Source organism: Flavobacterium sp. ZE23DGlu08 (assembly GCF_030505335.1).
GTDB lineage: Bacteria > Bacteroidota > Bacteroidia > Flavobacteriales > Flavobacteriaceae > Flavobacterium > Flavobacterium algoritolerans.
Genome location: NZ_CP130045.1, coordinates 193,593 through 212,228 on the forward strand (window position 1 = coordinate 193,593; position 18,636 = coordinate 212,228).

Consider the following 18,636-nt stretch of genomic DNA (forward strand, 5'->3'; position numbering starts at 1 on the left):
AATTCTACTTTTATTTCCCTCCATTGGCACGAAGATCTGCAATACATTGCGCATCTAATTGTGGAGCTGCACCGCCTGAAACCATATTAGAAATACCGCCTCCTGTTTCTGAAGACCAATACATTAAACATGTTTTTTCAATACAATGTTTTGGATGTTCTGCATCTTCGTGATTGCTTTGCAAGGCTGTACCAAGATTTGTCAACCCTAATATATGTCCAAATTCATGGGTAATTACTGTTGTTTCTAATAAACTTCTGTTTGGTTCAAATGGACTGTCACTCAAACTATGAATAGTTTGTTCGTAAATAACAAAAGAAGTATTTCTATAAGCCGTTCCAAGAATAACTGATGTATCAGTGTCTTTTGAAGATTTCCCATCTGTAAAAAAAGCCCAAACCGCTATTTGATCCGAAGTATTGTATTTTGTTCTGTTCGCATCTTCAATACTTACAATCTCCTCATTCGTATAAGGCGAAACTCCTGGAGATGGTATGGAACGTTTTATAACACTAATGCCGTTTGGTTTATACGTTCTTGCTGTAAGAAAGTTTACAAAATTATTGATAGCAGTACTGCTTGGCTCAAAACCCGCTACATACACCACTTCAATAACCATACTTTTGAACTTTTTATCAGATAACAAATCGTTCGAAGAACTTCCCGTTTGCTGTTTATTAGTGTTGGGGTTTACTGCAACTGAATTATCTAAAGGATCATCTTCTTTTGAACAGGATGCTACTGAGAGGAACAAACCAATCGTTAGTAGAGAAATTACTTTTTTCATTATTATATTTATTATTAAGTTTATTTATATAAGAACAGCTACACTATTTTAGGCAGCTGTTCTTACTAAACTACCAACTTAAATCCAGCTATATTTGTTTCAATACTAATGTTACTGCTGCATTAGTAGAACTTTGTAATGTGATTGTCGAAGCAGTAAAACTTGTTACTTTCCATGAATTATTCAATAAAGTAAATGAAGCATTACCTGAAAAATTTAGTTTTAGAAAAACATCTAATTCCGAGCTTACCGCATAAGTTCCATTTACAGTTGTATTCACTAGATTCACAGCAGTTATCGATAAATTATTTGCAAAATCAATCGTAAAATCTTTATAACTCGTTGCTGAATTTACTCCTGCATTTATATAGGAATCTACCTTAAACTTTCCGTTAACTAAAATAGTTTCCAACTTTTTTCCGTTTTGAACAGCTGCTGCTATCGCTGCTTCTGTTTTTAAAGATGCACTGATGGCTGCTTGCAATTCAGCGTCACTGGAAATCGTCATTTTTGTTCCGTCCGCAATTGTCACTGAAATTGGATAGTTTACTGAAAATAATTCCGTGCTGCTTACATTAGACATATACGCATATAATTGTTGTTCGGATGTGATGACAACACTTCCTGTTTGTTGTAAACTTAAATTATACGTTAAAATTGTAATTGGGAAGCTGATATTTACTGAAGAAATAGCATCTTGACTAGAAGCTTCTGCTGATGTACATGCATTAAGAATCGCATTATACTCCGTTTGATTATTAACAGTCACCTCTGTATAATTACTTAATTTAACTTTTAAAGGAAATTGTAATACAACAGTATCTTGATCATTGTTAAGCTGTCCAAAAATAGAAATAACTTGTTGATAGTCTAATTGACTTAGAATAGAAACCTGAACACCGTTAACTTTTGCAGTAGCTGGCAATACAATAGAGGAACAAGATGCTCCATCCAAGAAATCATCAAATGAACCATCGTACATCGAAGTACGTTTCAAGTTAGTTGTTGTAGTTGAATTAGCCGAATTCGTATTTGGATTTTCTCCTTGTACGTCATCAATTTCACTTTGGCATGATGTAAAACCTAAGATAGCCATCAATGCAATTCCTGTAACAATTTTTAATTTTTTCATAATTTTCAAATTTAATGTATTTTTATATTTACAAGCGATGTTTTTAGCGCCTTTCTATTAGTAAGACAACTACGCTTATTTTTACCCTACGGAAATTTTAAAAAAAATATAAAATTTTACAAATTAGTTTATAAAATACTACAAATCAATAAATTAAAATTTAAAATATTTTTCATAAAAAAGCAATTATAATTAACACAACTGCTTTTTGAAAAAATAATTTACATTTACAACCTACAAAAAATGAATTAACACTCCATGAGCGACGAAAAAAGTACCCTTTGCGAAGAAAATCACTTTAGAGACTTTTACTTAAAGCACGTGCAATCAGCAAATAATTTTGCGTATTACAAATGTGGTGATGATGAAGCTGCATTAGATTTGGTGCAAGATGCGTTTACCAAAATTTGGGAGAATTGTTCCAAAATTGACTTTAGTAAAGTCAAAACGTATTTGTTTACCAGCATTAATAATTTATTCCTGAATAATATAAAGCATCAAAAAGTGGTATTGAGGTATGCTAAAGATGCGCCTAACTTAGATACAAATAATCAAAGTCCCGAATATTTATTTGAAGAAGATGAATTCAAACAAAAACTAACAAAAGCAATCGCATCATTAAGCGAAGTGCAACGGGAAGTCTTTTTATTGAATCGAATAGAGGGAAAAAAGTACCGGGAAATAGCTGAATTACTCGATATTTCTCAAAAGACGGTAGAAAAACGAATGTCTGGAGCACTCCAAGTTTTAAAAGCTCAAATAGAAAATATATAATTAATCATTTAGCTGTAGGGTAATTTAAAAGTTAGTTGTCTTATAAACATAGAGATATAAAATGAAAAACGAAAAAGAGATATTAAAATGGTTAAATAATGAGCTTTCAAGCCAAGAAATTGAAGATTTAAAACAATCTGAAGATTTGCAAACACTTGAAAAAATTGCTCATTATGCATCACAATTGGAAGCTCCAAAAGTAGATGCACACGCTGCTTTGGAAGCTTTTAAAGCCCGAAACCATTCTAAAAAGAAAACAAAAGTAAGAACTTTAAACTTCAAAACATTTTATAGAGTAGCCGCAGTTCTTGCAGTCATGTTAACCTCTGCTTATTTCTTGTTTTTTAATAACATTACCTCTTTTGAAACCCAAATAGCGCAAACAAAATCAGTAACGTTACCAGACAATTCTGAAGTGATATTAAACTCCGCTTCAAAATTAAGTTTTAATGAAAAAAAATGGGCGGACAAAAGAGCTTTAACGTTAGAAGGAGAAGCTTTTTTCAAAGTGCAGAAAGGGCAAACTTTTAGTGTAAACACAACTGCGGGAGTCGTTACCGTTTTAGGGACGCAATTTAACGTAAAAGAACGCAAAAACTATTTTGAAGTAAATTGTTACGAAGGTTTAGTGAGTGTAACATATAATAACGAAACCATTAAATTACCTCCCGGAAAAACCTTCCGAGTTATAAATGGAATTATCGAAAATGTTGAAGATTTTAACGCCCAAAATCCTTCGTGGATTCAACAAGAATCAAGCTTTAATAAGATTCCTTTGGATCAGGTTATTGCAGAATTAGAACGTCAATACGATATAAAAATTAAAGTGGAAGGTGTTGATACTTCAAAATTGTTTACGGGAAGTTTTACACATACTGATAAAGAAATAGCACTTCAAGCAGTAACAATTCCGCTTAAATTAAGTTACAAGATTCAAGGCAAAACCATTATATTTTACAACTATGGTGTTAAATAAATGGCTGATTTCTCTATTACTTTGTATTGGCAGTATTTGTTACGGACAAAATACAACTAAAAAAACACCTTTGACTGAGGTTATCATTTCCCTCGAAAAACAATTTAACATTAAGTTTTCGTACGCAGTTGAAGATGTAGCCACAATTAAAATTGACAAACCGAATACTACTTTTACATTACAAGAAACAATTGATTATCTAAACTCGAAAACACTTTTAAATTTCAAAGCTTTAGACGATCGATATGTTACCGTTTCTGTGCTAAACAAAACAATATCGGTTTGCGGAATTGTTTTATCCGATGAAAAAAAATCTCGTTTAGTTGGCGCTTCTGTACTGGTAAACAACATTGGAAGAAGCGCAATCACAGATGAAAATGGTAAATTTAGCTTCACAAATATTCCAATAAATGCAACGCTTACTGTTTCTTATGTGGGTTTTGAGTCCAGACAGTTTTCGGCTAACGAATTGTTTTCTGCACAAAATAATTGCAAAGAAATTGTCCTTTCTACAAAAAATGAAGAGTTGAATCAGGTTTTGATAAATGTTTATTTAACGCCCGGATTACAAAAATACCTGGATGGAAGCACCGTTTTAAACACTAAAAAATTCGGTATTCTTCCTGGATTAATCGAACCCGATATTTTGCAATCTGTTCAAGCGCTTCCCGGTGTGGAAAGTACCAATGAAAGCATTGCTAATATCAACGTGCGCGGCGGAACTAACGATCAGAATTTAGTCCTTTGGGATAATATCAAAATGTACCATTCCGGTCATTTCTTCGGGCTAATATCTGCTTACAATCCTAATCTTACCAATAAAGTTATCGTCAGTAAAAACGGGACAAGTGCTGAATACAGCGATGGCGTTTCCAGTACGATTAATATGTACACGAAAGATTTGGTTACCAATACCTTTTCTGGTGGCGCAGGAATTAACTCCATTAGCGCCGATGCTTTTTTAGAAATTCCAATAACTAAAAAATTAGAACTTCATATTTCAGGACGCCGTTCGATTACTGATTTATTTAAATCGCCTACGTACACAAAATATTTTGACCGTAGTTTTCAAGACACTGAAATCAATGCGGATAGCGATCAGCACGATACGTCTTCTGATTTTTATTTTTATGATTATACCGCTAAATTACTTTTTGATTTGAATGAAAAACATCAATTTAGAGTAAATATTATTGGTATCAATAACGCTTTGGATTATTCGGAACGTCTCACAAATTCAAACGAAACCCAATCCAAAACCAGTACTTTATCCCAGAAAAACATGGGTTACGGCGGAAATTGGAAAGCACAATGGAATTCAAAATTAAGTTCAAACTTCATCACTTACTTTTCCAGATACAATATTGATGCTAACGATTACAGGGTAGAAACGGATCAGCGCTTGACAGAAGCTAATGAAGTACAGGAAACTGGAGTGAAATTAAATACCTATTACAAAACAAATGACAACCTAAATTTCTTGTTTGGATACCAATTCAATGAAACTGGGATGTTAAACCAAACCACCGTTAGCGCTCCGTTTTATTCCAGTACTAAAAAAGATGTTTTATTGAATCACGCCTTATTTTCAGAAGTGGAATACAATAAAAACAATACGTATTTAAGAGTTGGATTGCGTTTGAATTATTTTCAAAAATTCGAAAAGCTTTTGGTCGAGCCAAGAATAAACATTCGACAAAAATTATCAGATCAATTTGCTTTAAAATTAGAAGGAGAATTCAAAAATCAATCCACTACGCAAATCGTGGATTTTGAAGATGATTTTTTAGGTGTCGAAAAAAGACGTTGGGTTTTAGTAAACGATAAAGACATTCCGATTGCGACGAGTAAACAAGGTTCTTTTGGTGTCGAATTCAATAAAAATAAACTAAATATTGAAGCTACAGGATTTTATAAGATAGTTGACGGCATCACAGCTTCCAATCAGGGTTTCTACAACAGCTTTCAGTTTAATAATGCGAATGGAAGTTACACCGCCAAAGGTTTAGAATTTTTAGCCAATAAAACAGCGCGTCAATACAGCGTTTGGGTAAGTTATACGTTTAGCACAAATGACTATGAATTTGATACTTTTACGCCTTCTACTTTTCCAAATAATGTAGATATAAGACATTCTGTATCGCTCGGTTTTTATTACGACATTCTTAAAAACCTAAAAATAGCGGTTGGTGGTATTTGGAGAAATGGTCAGCCGTATACAAAACCAATCGATGGAAATGAAACCGTTCAAAACGGGAATAATACCATGGTAAATTATGATTCACCAAACAGTGAAAACCTTGATAATTTCATGCGATTGGATGCTTCTTTGAATTATAATTTCAATCTGTCGGAATCTATTAAAGCTTCGTTTACTGCCGGAGTAATTAACGCTACCAATCAAGATAATGATATCAATCGCTATTATAAAGTCAATCCAAATGACTCTAATGATGCTATTCAAGTAGATAATAAATCGCTGGGCTTAACGCCAAATGTAAGCTTTAGAGTGAATTTTTAATTCCAATTTTACTGTATTCTAAAAAATAAAACCCTTTCAAAATAGAATTTGAAAGGGTTATTTTTATATATGAATACGAAATTATATTCCGGCAATTGCTTTTATTTCGTCAATGATTCGTAATGCCAAAGCATCTGCTTTTTCTTGTGAAGCCGCTTCGGTATAAATACGAATAATAGGTTCTGTATTTGATTTTCTAAGATGAACCCAATTTTCAGCAAAATCAATTTTCACACCGTCAATAGTGGTTATATCTTCATTTTTGTATTTCTCCGTCATGGCAACAAGAATCGCATCCACATCAATTTGTGGTGTCAATTCGATTTTGTTTTTGCTCATATAATATTCCGGATACGAAGCACGCAAAGCAGAAACAGTCATTTTTTTGTTGGCTAAATGCGTTAAAAACAACGCCACTCCTACCAAACTATCACGTCCGTAATGCAATTCAGGATAAATGATTCCGCCGTTTCCTTCACCACCTATTATAGCATTATTTTTTTTCATTAATTCCACTACATTCACCTCACCTACGGCACTGGCTTCATAGCTTCCGTTATGCATATTAGTCACATCACGCAAAGCACGGGAAGACGACATATTCGAAACGGTGTTTCCTGGCGTTTTACTCAATACATAATCGGCGCAAGCCACCAAAGTGTATTCTTCTCCAAACATTTCTCCGTCTTCGCAAATGAAAGCCAAACGATCTACATCTGGATCCACAACGATTCCTAAGTGTGCTTTTTCTTTTACAACCAATTCTGAAATATCAGTCAAATGTTCTTTTAAAGGTTCTGGATTATGAGGAAAATGTCCGTTTGGTTCACAATATAATTCTACTACTTCAACGCCCATTAATTCCAATAATCTTGGGATAATAATTCCTCCTGAAGAGTTTACACCATCAACAACCACTTTAAATTTAGCTGCTTTTACTGCATCAACATCTACCAAAGGCAAATTCAATACTTCATCAATATGAATATCCATATAAGCATCGTTAATCATAATGGCCCCTAAATCATCTACATCCGAGAAATCGAAAGCTTCCGCTTCAGCAATTTCAAGAATTTTAAGTCCTTCTTCACCATTCAGGAATTCTCCTTTTTCGTTCAATAATTTCAAGGCATTCCATTGTTTTGGATTATGGGAAGCAGTAAGGATAATTCCTCCTTCGGCATTTTCTAACGGAACGGCCACTTCAACAGTTGGCGTTGTCGAAAGCCCCAAATCAATCACATCAATTCCTAAACCAATTAAAGTATTTACCACCAAATTGTGAATCATTGGTCCCGAAATACGGGCGTCACGACCTACAACAACAGTGATTTTTTCTTTTCCAATATATTTTTTCAACCAAGTTCCATACGCCGAAGCAAATTTAACTGCATCAACTGGTGTCAGGTTATCCCCAACTTTACCTCCTATTGTTCCACGAATTCCCGATATTGATTTTATTAAAGTCATTGATTATTATTTTAATTTTTGAATTATAAATTTTAAATTGCTCACAAATATAATAATTGACGGTTTATAAAAGTCATTTAGAATTCAAAATTCATCATTTAAATTCCTAAATTAGGCGAATGAATTTTCTAGCACACATCTATCTTTCCGGTGACAATGATTTAATCAAAATTGGCAATTTTATGGCCGATGGAATTCGTGGAAAACATTTTGAAAGTTATCCTTTAGAAATTCAAAAAGGAATCATTCTGCACCGCGCCATTGATACTTTTACCGATACTCATCCCATTTTTAGAAAAAGTACCAAACGCCTTCATGAAAAATACCATCATTACGCAGGTGTAATAGTGGATGTTTTTTATGATCATTTTTTGGCTAAAAACTGGAACACATATTCTGATGAAAAACTGGATGATTTTGTAGCACGATTTTATCAATCCCTGCACGATAACCATATTAATCTTTCGGAAAGAACCAAGGGAATGATGCCTTACATGATTGAACACAACTGGCTGGTGAGTTATGAAACCGTTGAAGGAATTAACCGGATTTTGACGCAAATGGATCAACGTACCAAAAACGAATCTAAAATGCGATTTGCCACTAATGAACTTTCTGAATTTTATCCTGAATTTGAAGAGGAATTCACCAATTTCTTTCAAGAATTAATCCTATTTTCGAATACTAAAATAATCACTTTATGAAAAAAATACTTTTTCTGCTTGCCTTTGCCGTTTTGGGTTGTAAATCGAATGAAAAAACTGTTGAACCAACTGGTTTAGTAACTTCAAAAGCTATGGTAGTTTCAGCTCGTGAAGAAGCTTCTCAAATTGGAGTTGAAATCATGAAAAAAGGCGGAAACGCTTTTGATGCTATGGTTGCCACAGAACTAGCATTAGCGGTTTCACATCCACAGGCAGGAAATATTGGCGGTGGTGGTTTCATGGTTTTCAGAAAAGCCAATGGCGAAACTGGAGCAATCGATTACAGAGAAAAAGCACCTTTAGCAGCGTCTAAAGATATGTTTTTGGATGAAAAAGGAAATGTTATAGAAGGTAAAAGTAGAGAAACCGCTTTGGCCTCCGGAATTCCGGGTACCATTGCAGGAATATTTGAAGTGCATAAAAAATACGGTTCTTTACCCATAAGCGAAATTCTGAAACCTGTAATTGCATTGGCCGAAAGAGGTGTCGTTGTCACTAAATTTCAAGCCGAAAGTTTGGCTTATTACAGAGCTTCCTTTATCAAAAGCAATGGTAAGAACAGTTTGTTTTCTAAAGCATATAAAGAGAATGACACTATAAAATATACAGCATTAGCAGCAACATTAAAACGAATTGCACAAAACGGTCGAGATGAATTTTACAAAGGAGAAACAGCTCAAAAGTTAGTTGCTTTTCTGGCTAAAAAAGGCGGAAATACAACATTAGAAGATTTAAACAGTTATAATGCCAAATGGAGAACTTCAATTACTTTTCAGTATAAAAATTTAAAAATCACTTCGATGTCACCTCCCAGCAGTGGCGGAATTTGTTTGAATCAAATCATGAAAATGATTGAGCCTTTCAACCTTTCACAAATGGGACACAACAGCTTGAAAACGATTCAAGTAATTACAGAAGCTGAACGAAGAGCATATGCTGACAGAAATTATTTCTTGGGTGATCCAGATTTTGTAAAACTTCCTATAAAAGAATTACTAAGTCCATCCTATTTAGAAAAAAGAATGAGTGATTTTTCATTCGATACAGCTTCAAAATCCTCGGATATTGCCCATGGAACAATCAAAGGATATGAAAGCAACCAAACTACGCATTATTCTATTGTTGATTCAAAAGGAAATGCAGTTTCGGCAACGACTACTTTAAATGATAATTATGGTTCTAAAATATATTGCGATGAATTGGGTTTCTTTTTGAATAATCAAATGGACGATTTTAGTGCCAAACCAGGAGTTCCAAACTTATACGGATTAACTGGAAGCGAAGCTAACAGTATTGCTCCTGGAAAAAGAATGTTGAGTTCCATGACACCAACGATTGTTGAAAAAGACAACAAACTGTTCATGGTTGTAGGTACGCCGGGAGGTTCCACCATTATCACATCGGTTTTACAAACGATATTGAATGTGTATGAATTTGATATGAGTATGCAAGAAGCGGTAAATGCCCCACGTTTTCATCATCAGTGGTTACCTGATGAGATTACTTTTGAACCGAATTCTTTCGATAAAGAATTATTAACCAATTTGAAGAAAAAAGGATATTTAATCAATGAAAAAAACAAAGAAATCATTGGCGAAGTCGATGCGGTTTTGATTCTTCCAAATGGAAAATTGGAAGGTGGCGCAGACAAAAGAGGTGATAACAAAGCCGTTGGTTTTTAAATTTTACTATTCGAATGAAAAAAATTATTATTCTATTGAGTGTTCTTTCTATTGGTTGTAAAACCCAAAATGTAATGGTTCAACCCACTGGAGTTGTTGCCAATGAAGCAATGGTTGTTTCGGCACGTGAAGAAGCTTCAAAAATTGGAGTTGAAATCATGAAAAAAGGCGGAAATGCTTTTGATGCGATGGTCGCAACTGAATTGGCTTTGGCTGTAGCCTATCCGTTTGCAGGAAATCTTGGCGGCGGTGGTTTTATGGTGTATCGAAAAGCAAATGGAGAAATTGGTTCTTTGGATTACCGTGAAAAAGCACCATTGGCAGCCACAAAAGATATGTTTCTGGATGAAAAAGGAAATGTTATAAAAGGAAAAAGTACCGAATCTTCTCTTGCTATTGGAGTTCCCGGAACGATTGCCGGTGTTTTTGCAGTACATGAAAAATTGGGTTCCTTGCCGATTGAAGAAATTCTGAAACCTGTAATTGAACTGGCAGAAAGAGGTGTCATTGTTACCAAAAAACAAGAAGACCGATTGACTGCTTATCGAGCCAAAATCATAAAAATAAATGGTGACAAAACATTATTTGCAACTGCATTTAAAGAAAATGATGTTATAAAATATCCTGCGCTGGCAGCTACATTGAAAAGGATTTCAAAAAATGGCAGAGATGAATTTTACAAAGGCGAAACAGCTAAAATATTAGTTAAATATCTTCAGGAAAAAGGAGCAATAATCACATTAGAAGATTTGGCAAAATACGAAGCCAAATGGAGAACACCACTCACATTTGATTACAAAGATTTAAAGGTTATTTCTATGCCTCCACCCAGCAGTGGCGGAATATGTCTGGCTGAAATTTTCAAAATGATAGCACCTTTCGATCTGGCTAAAATGGGACATAACTCAACAGAAGCTATTCAAGTTATCGTAGAAGCCGAAAAAAGAGCCTATGCAGACAGAAGTTATTATCTGGGCGATCCTGATTTTGTAAAAATCCCTTTGAAAGCCTTAATGGATGATGATTATTTGAAACAAAGAATGTCAAATTTTAGTTTTGAAAAAGCCACTTTATCATCGGATATAAAGGAAGGAAAAGTAAATTATAATGAAAGTACCGAGACCACCCATTATTCAATTGTGGATCAGTTTGGCAATGCGGTTTCGTCAACTACTACGTTAAACGACGGGTATGGTTCTAAATATTATTGTGATGAATTAGGCTTTTTCCTCAACAATGAAATGGATGATTTCAGTGCCAAACCAGGTGAACCAAATATGTTTGGATTAGTGGGAAATGAAGCCAACAGTATTGCGCCACAAAAACGAATGTTGAGTTCCATGACGCCAACTATTGTAGAGAAAAACGGGAAATTATTTATGGTTGTGGGTTCTCCGGGCGGTTCTACAATTATCACATCGGTATTACAAACAATATTAAATGTTTACGAATATCGTTTGAGTATGCAAGAAGCGGTAAATGCACCACGTTTTCACCACCAATGGTTACCGGATTTAATCACTTTTGAACCCAATACTTTCGATACAAAAACCTTTGAAACCCTGAAATCAAAAGGATATCTTATCAATGAAAAAACAACACCCGTAATAGGAAAAGTAGATGCCATTTTGGTTTTACCAAATAAAAAACTCGAAGGTGGCGCAGATTTTAGAGGGGATGACAAAGCAGTTGGATTTTAAGAAATACTAATTTATGAACTTTATACTTGCGTTAGAAACCGCTTTTGCAGTAAATAAAAACCCTGAAAATGCTTTTGCGATGGCAAAATACATGAAGAATAACTTTCCGTTTTTTGGAATAAAAACCGAGGAACGAAGACGTATTTTTAAGGAAATTTGGAAAGAAAACAAAAACGAGGTTTCAGCAAACGCAAGAGTAATTGCACTAGATTTATATTCAATACAAGAGCGGGAATTTCATTATTGTGCGATTGAAATCTTGATAAAAGAACTCAAAGGAAATTATAAAAAAGAAGATATTCAACTGATTGAAAAACTAATTCTGAACAATTCTTGGTGGGACAGCGTCGATACGATTGCTAAGTACATTTTGGGAGAATATCTTTTGGAATTTCCATTAGAAACCAAAAATGTAATAGAACGATTTTCAAATTCAGAGAATATGTGGTTGAACCGGAGCGCTATTTTATTTCAATTGGGTTACAAACAAAAAACGAATACTGATTTTTTATTTTCAGAATGTCTTAAACTAGCTTATTCTAAGGAATTTTTTATTCAAAAAGCAATTGGCTGGGCGTTACGGGAATATGCAAAGTCAAATCCCGAAATTGTGAGACAGTTTGTAGAAAACAGTAATTTAAAACCATTAAGCACAAAAGAAGCGTTGAAAAATATTTGTTGAAATTAAAATAATAGTAGTTTTGCACCCCTTTTAAAAATTATCATGTTCAAAAAATATATTTCGAAATTAGAAACCATAATAGCTTTTGCGCAATCTATGTTGACGCCAAAGCAGTTTATATTTTTATCGGCGGTTTTGGTTGGTATTTCGGCTGCATTTGCTGTTATCGTTTTAAAAACTTTTGCGCACTGGGTCTTTTCTTTTGCTACCTATGTCAGTGGAATTTTAAAATTGGGATTCATCAATAGTATTTTGCCGATAATTGGTATTCTGCTTACTGTTTTTGTTGTCAAAAGAGTTTTGGGAGGAACTATCCAAAAAGGAACTTCACAAATTTTATATGCTGTTGCAAAAAAAGCGAGTATTATCCCAAAAAAACAAATGTATGCTCAAATCGTCACAAGTTCCCTGACAGTTGGTTTAGGAGGTTCTGCAGGTTTAGAAAGCCCGATTGTAATTACTGGTGCTGCTTTTGGTTCGAATTATGCCCAAAAATATAAATTAAGTTATAAAGACCGAACGCTACTTATCGGTTGTGGTGTAGCCGCTGGTATCGCTGCTGCTTTTAATGCGCCAATTGCCGGAGTTTTATTTGCAATCGAAGTGCTGTTGGTTGATGTTAGTATTGCAGCATTTACACCCATTATGATTGCAGCTGCAACAGGTGCTTTAGTTTCAGTAATTGCATTAGATGAAGAAATTTTGCTTTCGTTCAAACAACAACAAAGTTTCGATTATCATAACATTATTTTCTATGTTCTCTTAGGTTTGTTTACCGGATTTATTTCGGTTTATTATTCCCGTAATTTTCAGAAAGTAGAACATTTTTTCGCGAGACTCAAATTATCACCTTATAAAAAAGCGTTGTTTGGTTCTTCGATTTTAGCCATTCTCATTTTTATTTTTCCGACGCTTTTTGGTGAAGGTTACGAAAGTATTAAAACATTATCTGACAATGATCCCGGGAAATTATTGGAAAACACATTATTTAGTGGTTTCCGAGACAATAGTTGGGCTTTATTGGTATTTGTAGGTTTGACCATGATGCTGAAAGTTTTTGCAACTGGAATTACTCTGGGAAGTGGAGGGAATGGAGGGAATTTTGCTCCTTCCCTATTTTTAGGGTCTTATGTTGGCTTCTTTTTTTCTAAATTTTTAAATCTGACAGGACTTACTAAATTACCTGTCAGTAATTTTACTTTGGTTGGAATGGCCGGAATTTTAAGTGGTTTGTTTCATGCTCCTTTGACTGCGATATTCTTAATTGCTGAAATTACAGGAGGATATAACTTGATGATTCCTTTGATGATTGTGGCTTCCATTAGTTTTGCGATTTCAAAACGATTTGAAAAACATTCTATGGATGTTAAGAATTTAGCCAAAAAAGGACATGCATTTACGAGCAATAAAGACACTAATATCCTTTCGACTTTAGAGACGACTTCCATAATTCAAACGGATTATTTAACGGTTTCGCCTGATGAGAATTTAGAAAGACTGGTAGATTTAATTTCCCATTCCAATCAAGTGATTTTTGCAGTGGTAGATACTGAAAAAAACTTATTGGGTATTGTTCATTTTAATGATATTCGAGAAATAATATTCAATACGTACCGAGTAAAATATACTTTGGTTAGAGAAATAATGATAGAACCTACAGAAATCATTTCTCCTGATGATAGTATGGAAATGGTCATGAATAAGTTCGAAAAATCGAAAAAAGCCTTCTTGCCTGTTCTCAAAGAAGGGAAATACTATGGATTTATTTCTAAATCTGTGGCGCTGGAAGCCTATAGAACAAAACTAAAATCGATGACGATAGAATAATTTTAATATCGGATAGTGTTAAATTGTAAAATATCCGATAATAAGAAGTATCTTTGTGGTTATGTGGAAGATAGACCTAAACTATAGAGAAGAATTTCAAACAACTTTTGAAAGATTGTATGAAAAAAAGCAAGTTCTGCAAACCAGCAGACCATTGCCAAATATCGCTTTGCATAAAATCAGAGAAAGCCTTTCCATTGAATGGACCTATAACTCTAATAGTATTGAAGGAAATACAATGAGCCTTCGGGAGACACAAATGGTCATTCAAGAAGGTATTACCATTAAAGGTAAATCGCTTAGAGAACATTTTGAAACTCACAATCATGATAAAGCCATTGACTATTTATATTCTATTGTAAATGAAGATTATAATTTAAGGAGTATAGATATTTTGTCTTTGCATGGTTTCGTTTTACGTTCTATAGAAGATGACTTTGCGGGACGCATTCGTAATGGAGGTGTACGCATTACTGGCGCTAATTTCACACCGCCAAATGCAAATAAAGTTTCGGATTTATTGGATGAACTAATTGATTTTATCAATACAAATCCATTAGAGCTTAATGATATTGAACTAGCAACCGTCTTTCATCATAAATTAGTTTGGATACATCCTTTCTTTGATGGAAATGGTCGTACGGTTCGATTGGCAATGAATTTATTACTGATGCGTTCCGGTTTTCCACCTGCTATAATTTTAAAAAATGACAGAAAGAAATACTACGAAGCATTGAATCAAGCAAATGGTGGTAATTATCAAAAATTAACCCTGCTGATGTGCCAATCTCTTGAGAGAACACTGAATATTTACATTAATGCATTGCCAGGAAATGACAAAGAATATGTAGCAATTTCAAATTTAGTTCAAGAACCTAATATGCCTTACGGCCAAGAATACATAAGTTTATTGGCTAGAACAGGAAAGATTGATGCCTACAAAGAAGGTCGGAACTGGCTTACAACCAGAGAGGCCGTCGAGGATTACATGGCAACCAGAAAAAGAAAACGCTAACTACAATTAGCGTTTTTTATATCCTAATTTAACATAAACTTCTAAAGTGTTCTATTGAAAGAATAAATCAAAATGGTAACTTTGCTTTTTTGCAAAAATTATGCTAGACAAAGACAATACCATTGAAGTTCAAGGCGCTCGCGTTCATAACTTAAAAAACATAGATATTTCCATTCCTCGTGAAAAACTGGTTGTAATTACCGGTCTTTCGGGTTCTGGGAAATCCTCCTTAGCTTTCGATACGATTTATGCCGAAGGGCAACGCCGTTATGTAGAAACATTTTCTGCTTATGCGCGTCAATTTTTGGGCGGTTTGGAACGTCCCGATGTGGATAAAATCGACGGACTTTCCCCAGTAATTGCTATTGAGCAAAAAACGACCAGTAAAAGTCCGCGTTCCACAGTGGGAACTATCACTGAGATTTATGATTTCCTGCGTTTGTTATACGCTCGTGGTGCTGATGCATACAGTTACAATACAGGTGAAAAAATGGTTTCCTATTCTGATGAGCAAATCAAGGATTTGATTATTCATGATTTTAAAGGAAAACGCATTAATATTTTAGCGCCAGTTATACGTGCTCGAAAAGGACATTATGCTGAGCTTTTCCAACAAATTGCCAAGCAAGGTTTCCTAAAAGTTCGCGTAAACGGCGATGTGCTGGATATTACTTTAGGGATGAAATTAGATCGTTATAAAACCCACGATATAGAAATTGTTGTGGATCGAATGGTGATTGAAGATACGCCAGATAACGAAAAACGTTTGACTGAAAGTATCAATACAGCCATGCATCACGGAGAGAATGTATTGATGGTTTTAGACCAAGATTCTAATGAAGTGCGTTTTTTTAGCCGGAATTTGATGTGTCCTTCTACCGGAATTTCATACCAGAATCCCGAACCGAATTTATTCTCTTTCAACTCTCCAAAAGGAGCTTGTGATCATTGCAACGGTTTAGGGATGGTAAACGAAATCAACACCAAAAAGATAATTCCAAACCCGAAATTATCGATAAAAGCGGGTGGTTTTGCTCCTTTGGGCGAATACAAATCCTCTTGGATTTTTAAGCAATTGGAAATTATTGGAGAAAAATATGGTTTCAAATTGACAGATGCTGTGGAAACTATTCCAGCGGAAGCAATGGAAATGATTTTGAATGGTGGAAAAGAAAAATTCACCATCAACTCCAAAGATTTAGGCGTTGCCAGAGAATACAAAATTGATTTTGAAGGGATTTCGCATTTCATAAAAAACCAACATGACGAAAGCGGTTCTACAACCATAAAACGTTGGGCAAAGGAATTCATGGACGAAATAAAATGTCCTGTTTGCGAAGGTTCTCGTTTGAAAAAAGAGGCGCTATTCTTTAAAATCAATGAAAAAAATATTACCGAATTGTGCGATATGGACATTTCGGATTTAACCGCTTGGTTTTTGGATTTAGAAAATCATTTATCTGACAAACAAAAGATTATCGCTACTGAAGTAATCAAAGAGATTAAGGACCGATTGAACTTTTTGATGAATGTAGGTTTGGATTATTTGGCTTTAAGCCGAAGCTCCAAATCACTTTCGGGTGGTGAAGCACAACGTATTCGTTTGGCTACCCAAATTGGTTCACAGTTGGTTGGTGTTTTGTATATTTTGGATGAGCCAAGTATTGGTTTGCACCAAAGAGACAACGATAAACTGATTCATTCTCTGGAACAATTACGAGATATTGGAAACTCTGTAATTGTGGTGGAACACGATAAAGACATGATTGAACGTGCGGATTATGTGATTGATATTGGACCAAAAGCAGGAAAATATGGAGGCGAAATCATCAGCAAAGGAACGCCTGCCGAAATTCTGAAACATCATACTATTACAGCGATGTATATGAACGGCGAAATGAAAATCGAGGTTCCTGCAAAGCGCCGTGAGGGAAATGGGAAGTTTTTAAAACTGACTGGTGCAACAGGAAATAACTTGAAAAATGTTTCGATAGAATTACCTTTGGGTAAAATGATTTGTGTGACCGGAGTTTCGGGAAGTGGAAAATCGACATTGATTAATGAAACGCTCTACCCTATTTTGAACGCGTATTATTTCAACGGTGTCAAGAAACCGCAACCGTATAAAAAAATAGAAGGATTGGAACATATCGATAAAGTGATTGATATTGACCAAAGCCCGATTGGGAGAACACCACGTTCAAATCCGGCAACTTATACCGAAGTTTTCACCGAAATCAGAAATCTGTTTACGATGACTTCTGAAAGTATGATTCGCGGATATAAAGCGGGACGATTTAGTTTTAATGTAAAAGGCGGACGTTGCGAAACCTGTGAAGGTTCTGGTGTGCGAACGATTGAAATGAACTTTTTGCCAGACGTTTATGTAGAATGTGAAACCTGTCAAGGAAAGCGTTTTAACAGAGAAACACTGGAGATTCGATACAAAGGGAAATCCATTTCGGATGTGTTGAATATGACGGTGGATGAAGCGGTTCCGTTTTTTGAAATGATTCCGAAAATTTACAGAAAAGTAAAAACCATTCAGGATGTTGGTTTGGGCTATATAACTCTTGGCCAACAAAGCACTACACTTTCCGGTGGTGAAGCACAACGTATTAAACTGGCCGGAGAATTATCTAAAAAAGATACCGGAAATACGTTTTACATTTTGGACGAACCTACAACAGGATTGCATTTTGAAGACATCAGAGTGTTGATGGAAGTGATTAATAAACTGGTTGATAAAGGAAATACGATATTGATTATCGAGCATAATATGGATGTGATTAAACTGGCCGATTACATTATAGACATTGGACCTGAAGGAGGAAAAGGCGGCGGACAACTTATTGCCAAAGGAACTCCCGAAGAAATTATAAAAATTAAGAAGAGCTATACGGCGCAGTTTTTGAAAAAAGAGTTACTTTAGTATCTATAAATATAAAAAATAATTTCGTTAAGTTATGAATTTAAAAAAAGCGTTCAGTAGTGTCGAAAACTACTTTTCACCTAAAATAATTGGCGAAGTTAATGATCAATTTATCAAAGTAGCTAAAATTAAGGGCCAAGATCTGCCATGGCATAATCACGAAAATGAAGATGAATTATTTTATATTGTAGAAGGCGAGCTTTTAATGGAAATTGAAAACGAGCCAAAATTATCTATGAAAAAAGGAGATTTATTTGTGGTGAAAAAAGGTATTAACCATAGAGTTTCATCAACTGACGAATGTTTAATAATGCTTATAGAATCAAAAACTACCGAACATACAGGTAAAGTTATATCCAAAATAACTAAATCAATTGAAGAACAAACGTATTAAATTTACTTAGCCCTGATAGTAATGAAAATCCTTTATTGTT

At 34.6% G+C, this 18,636-nt stretch carries 14 protein-coding genes; 11 read left to right on the forward strand and 3 right to left on the reverse strand.

Going from position 1 to position 18,636, the window contains the following annotated elements:
* Positions 1–10: 10 nt before the first annotated feature.
* Positions 11–787: a membrane metalloprotease gene (locus tag Q1W72_RS00900; protein ID WP_302136813.1), complete on the reverse strand. Its 777-nt coding sequence runs from the start codon at positions 785–787 to the stop codon at positions 11–13.
* Positions 788–875: 88 nt separating this feature from the next.
* Entirely contained in the window at positions 876–1,919 is a 1,044-nt protein-coding gene (locus tag Q1W72_RS00905) for a hypothetical protein (RefSeq protein WP_099715339.1), read from the reverse strand.
* A 258-nt stretch (positions 1,920–2,177) separates the two neighbouring features.
* On the opposite strand from Q1W72_RS00905, the gene Q1W72_RS00910 reads away from it, so the two are divergent.
* The 3 genes from Q1W72_RS00910 to Q1W72_RS00920 all read left to right on the forward strand — a co-directional run bounded on the left by Q1W72_RS00910 (position 2,178) and on the right by Q1W72_RS00920 (position 6,190).
* The gene (locus Q1W72_RS00910; protein ID WP_302136816.1) at positions 2,178–2,693 is read left to right on the forward strand and encodes an RNA polymerase sigma factor; all 516 of its coding nucleotides are present in this window, start codon (positions 2,178–2,180) and stop codon (positions 2,691–2,693) included.
* Between the two features lie 61 nt (positions 2,694–2,754).
* A complete protein-coding gene (locus tag Q1W72_RS00915; protein WP_302136818.1) occupies positions 2,755–3,669 on the forward strand; it encodes a FecR family protein in 915 nt (304 codons plus the stop codon).
* Positions 3,656–6,190, forward strand: a complete 2,535-nt coding sequence (locus Q1W72_RS00920) for a carboxypeptidase-like regulatory domain-containing protein (protein WP_302136820.1) — start codon at positions 3,656–3,658, stop codon at positions 6,188–6,190. Before Q1W72_RS00915 ends, Q1W72_RS00920 begins: the two co-directional genes overlap by 14 nt.
* An 81-nt stretch (positions 6,191–6,271) precedes the next feature.
* Here the strand turns inward: Q1W72_RS00920 and glmM are convergent, their stop codons facing one another.
* The gene (gene glmM / locus Q1W72_RS00925; protein WP_099715335.1) at positions 6,272–7,660 is read right to left on the reverse strand and encodes a phosphoglucosamine mutase; all 1,389 of its coding nucleotides are present in this window, start codon (positions 7,658–7,660) and stop codon (positions 6,272–6,274) included.
* A 119-nt stretch (positions 7,661–7,779) separates the two neighbouring features.
* Here glmM and Q1W72_RS00930 point away from each other — a divergent pair, with 119 nt between their 5' ends.
* The 8 genes from Q1W72_RS00930 (at position 7,780) to Q1W72_RS00965 (ending at position 18,596) form a co-directional block, all read left to right on the forward strand.
* Complete coding sequence (locus Q1W72_RS00930) at positions 7,780–8,364, forward strand: ACP phosphodiesterase (protein WP_302136824.1); 585 nt, start codon at positions 7,780–7,782, stop codon at positions 8,362–8,364.
* A complete protein-coding gene (gene ggt / locus Q1W72_RS00935; protein ID WP_099715333.1) occupies positions 8,361–10,046 on the forward strand; it encodes a gamma-glutamyltransferase in 1,686 nt (561 codons plus the stop codon). The genes Q1W72_RS00930 and ggt (Q1W72_RS00935) overlap by 4 nt, the downstream gene beginning before the upstream one ends.
* A 14-nt stretch (positions 10,047–10,060) precedes the next feature.
* Complete coding sequence (ggt, locus tag Q1W72_RS00940) at positions 10,061–11,746, forward strand: gamma-glutamyltransferase (RefSeq protein ID WP_099715332.1); 1,686 nt, start codon at positions 10,061–10,063, stop codon at positions 11,744–11,746.
* 13 nt (positions 11,747–11,759) lie between these two features.
* Positions 11,760–12,428 (forward strand): DNA alkylation repair protein, encoded by a 669-nt coding sequence (locus Q1W72_RS00945; protein ID WP_099715331.1) that lies wholly within the window; start codon positions 11,760–11,762, stop codon positions 12,426–12,428.
* 42 nt (positions 12,429–12,470) lie between these two features.
* Positions 12,471–14,255: a chloride channel protein gene (locus tag Q1W72_RS00950; RefSeq protein WP_302136827.1), complete on the forward strand. Its 1,785-nt coding sequence runs from the start codon at positions 12,471–12,473 to the stop codon at positions 14,253–14,255.
* Positions 14,256–14,316: 61 nt separating this feature from the next.
* Positions 14,317–15,270: a Fic family protein gene (locus tag Q1W72_RS00955; protein ID WP_302136829.1), complete on the forward strand. Its 954-nt coding sequence runs from the start codon at positions 14,317–14,319 to the stop codon at positions 15,268–15,270.
* A gap of 100 nt (positions 15,271–15,370) precedes the next feature.
* Positions 15,371–18,202: an excinuclease ABC subunit UvrA gene (gene uvrA / locus Q1W72_RS00960; protein ID WP_099715328.1), complete on the forward strand. Its 2,832-nt coding sequence runs from the start codon at positions 15,371–15,373 to the stop codon at positions 18,200–18,202.
* Between the two features lie 34 nt (positions 18,203–18,236).
* Positions 18,237–18,596 (forward strand): cupin domain-containing protein, encoded by a 360-nt coding sequence (locus Q1W72_RS00965; RefSeq protein WP_099715327.1) that lies wholly within the window; start codon positions 18,237–18,239, stop codon positions 18,594–18,596.
* The last annotated feature ends 40 nt before the right edge of the window (positions 18,597–18,636 follow it).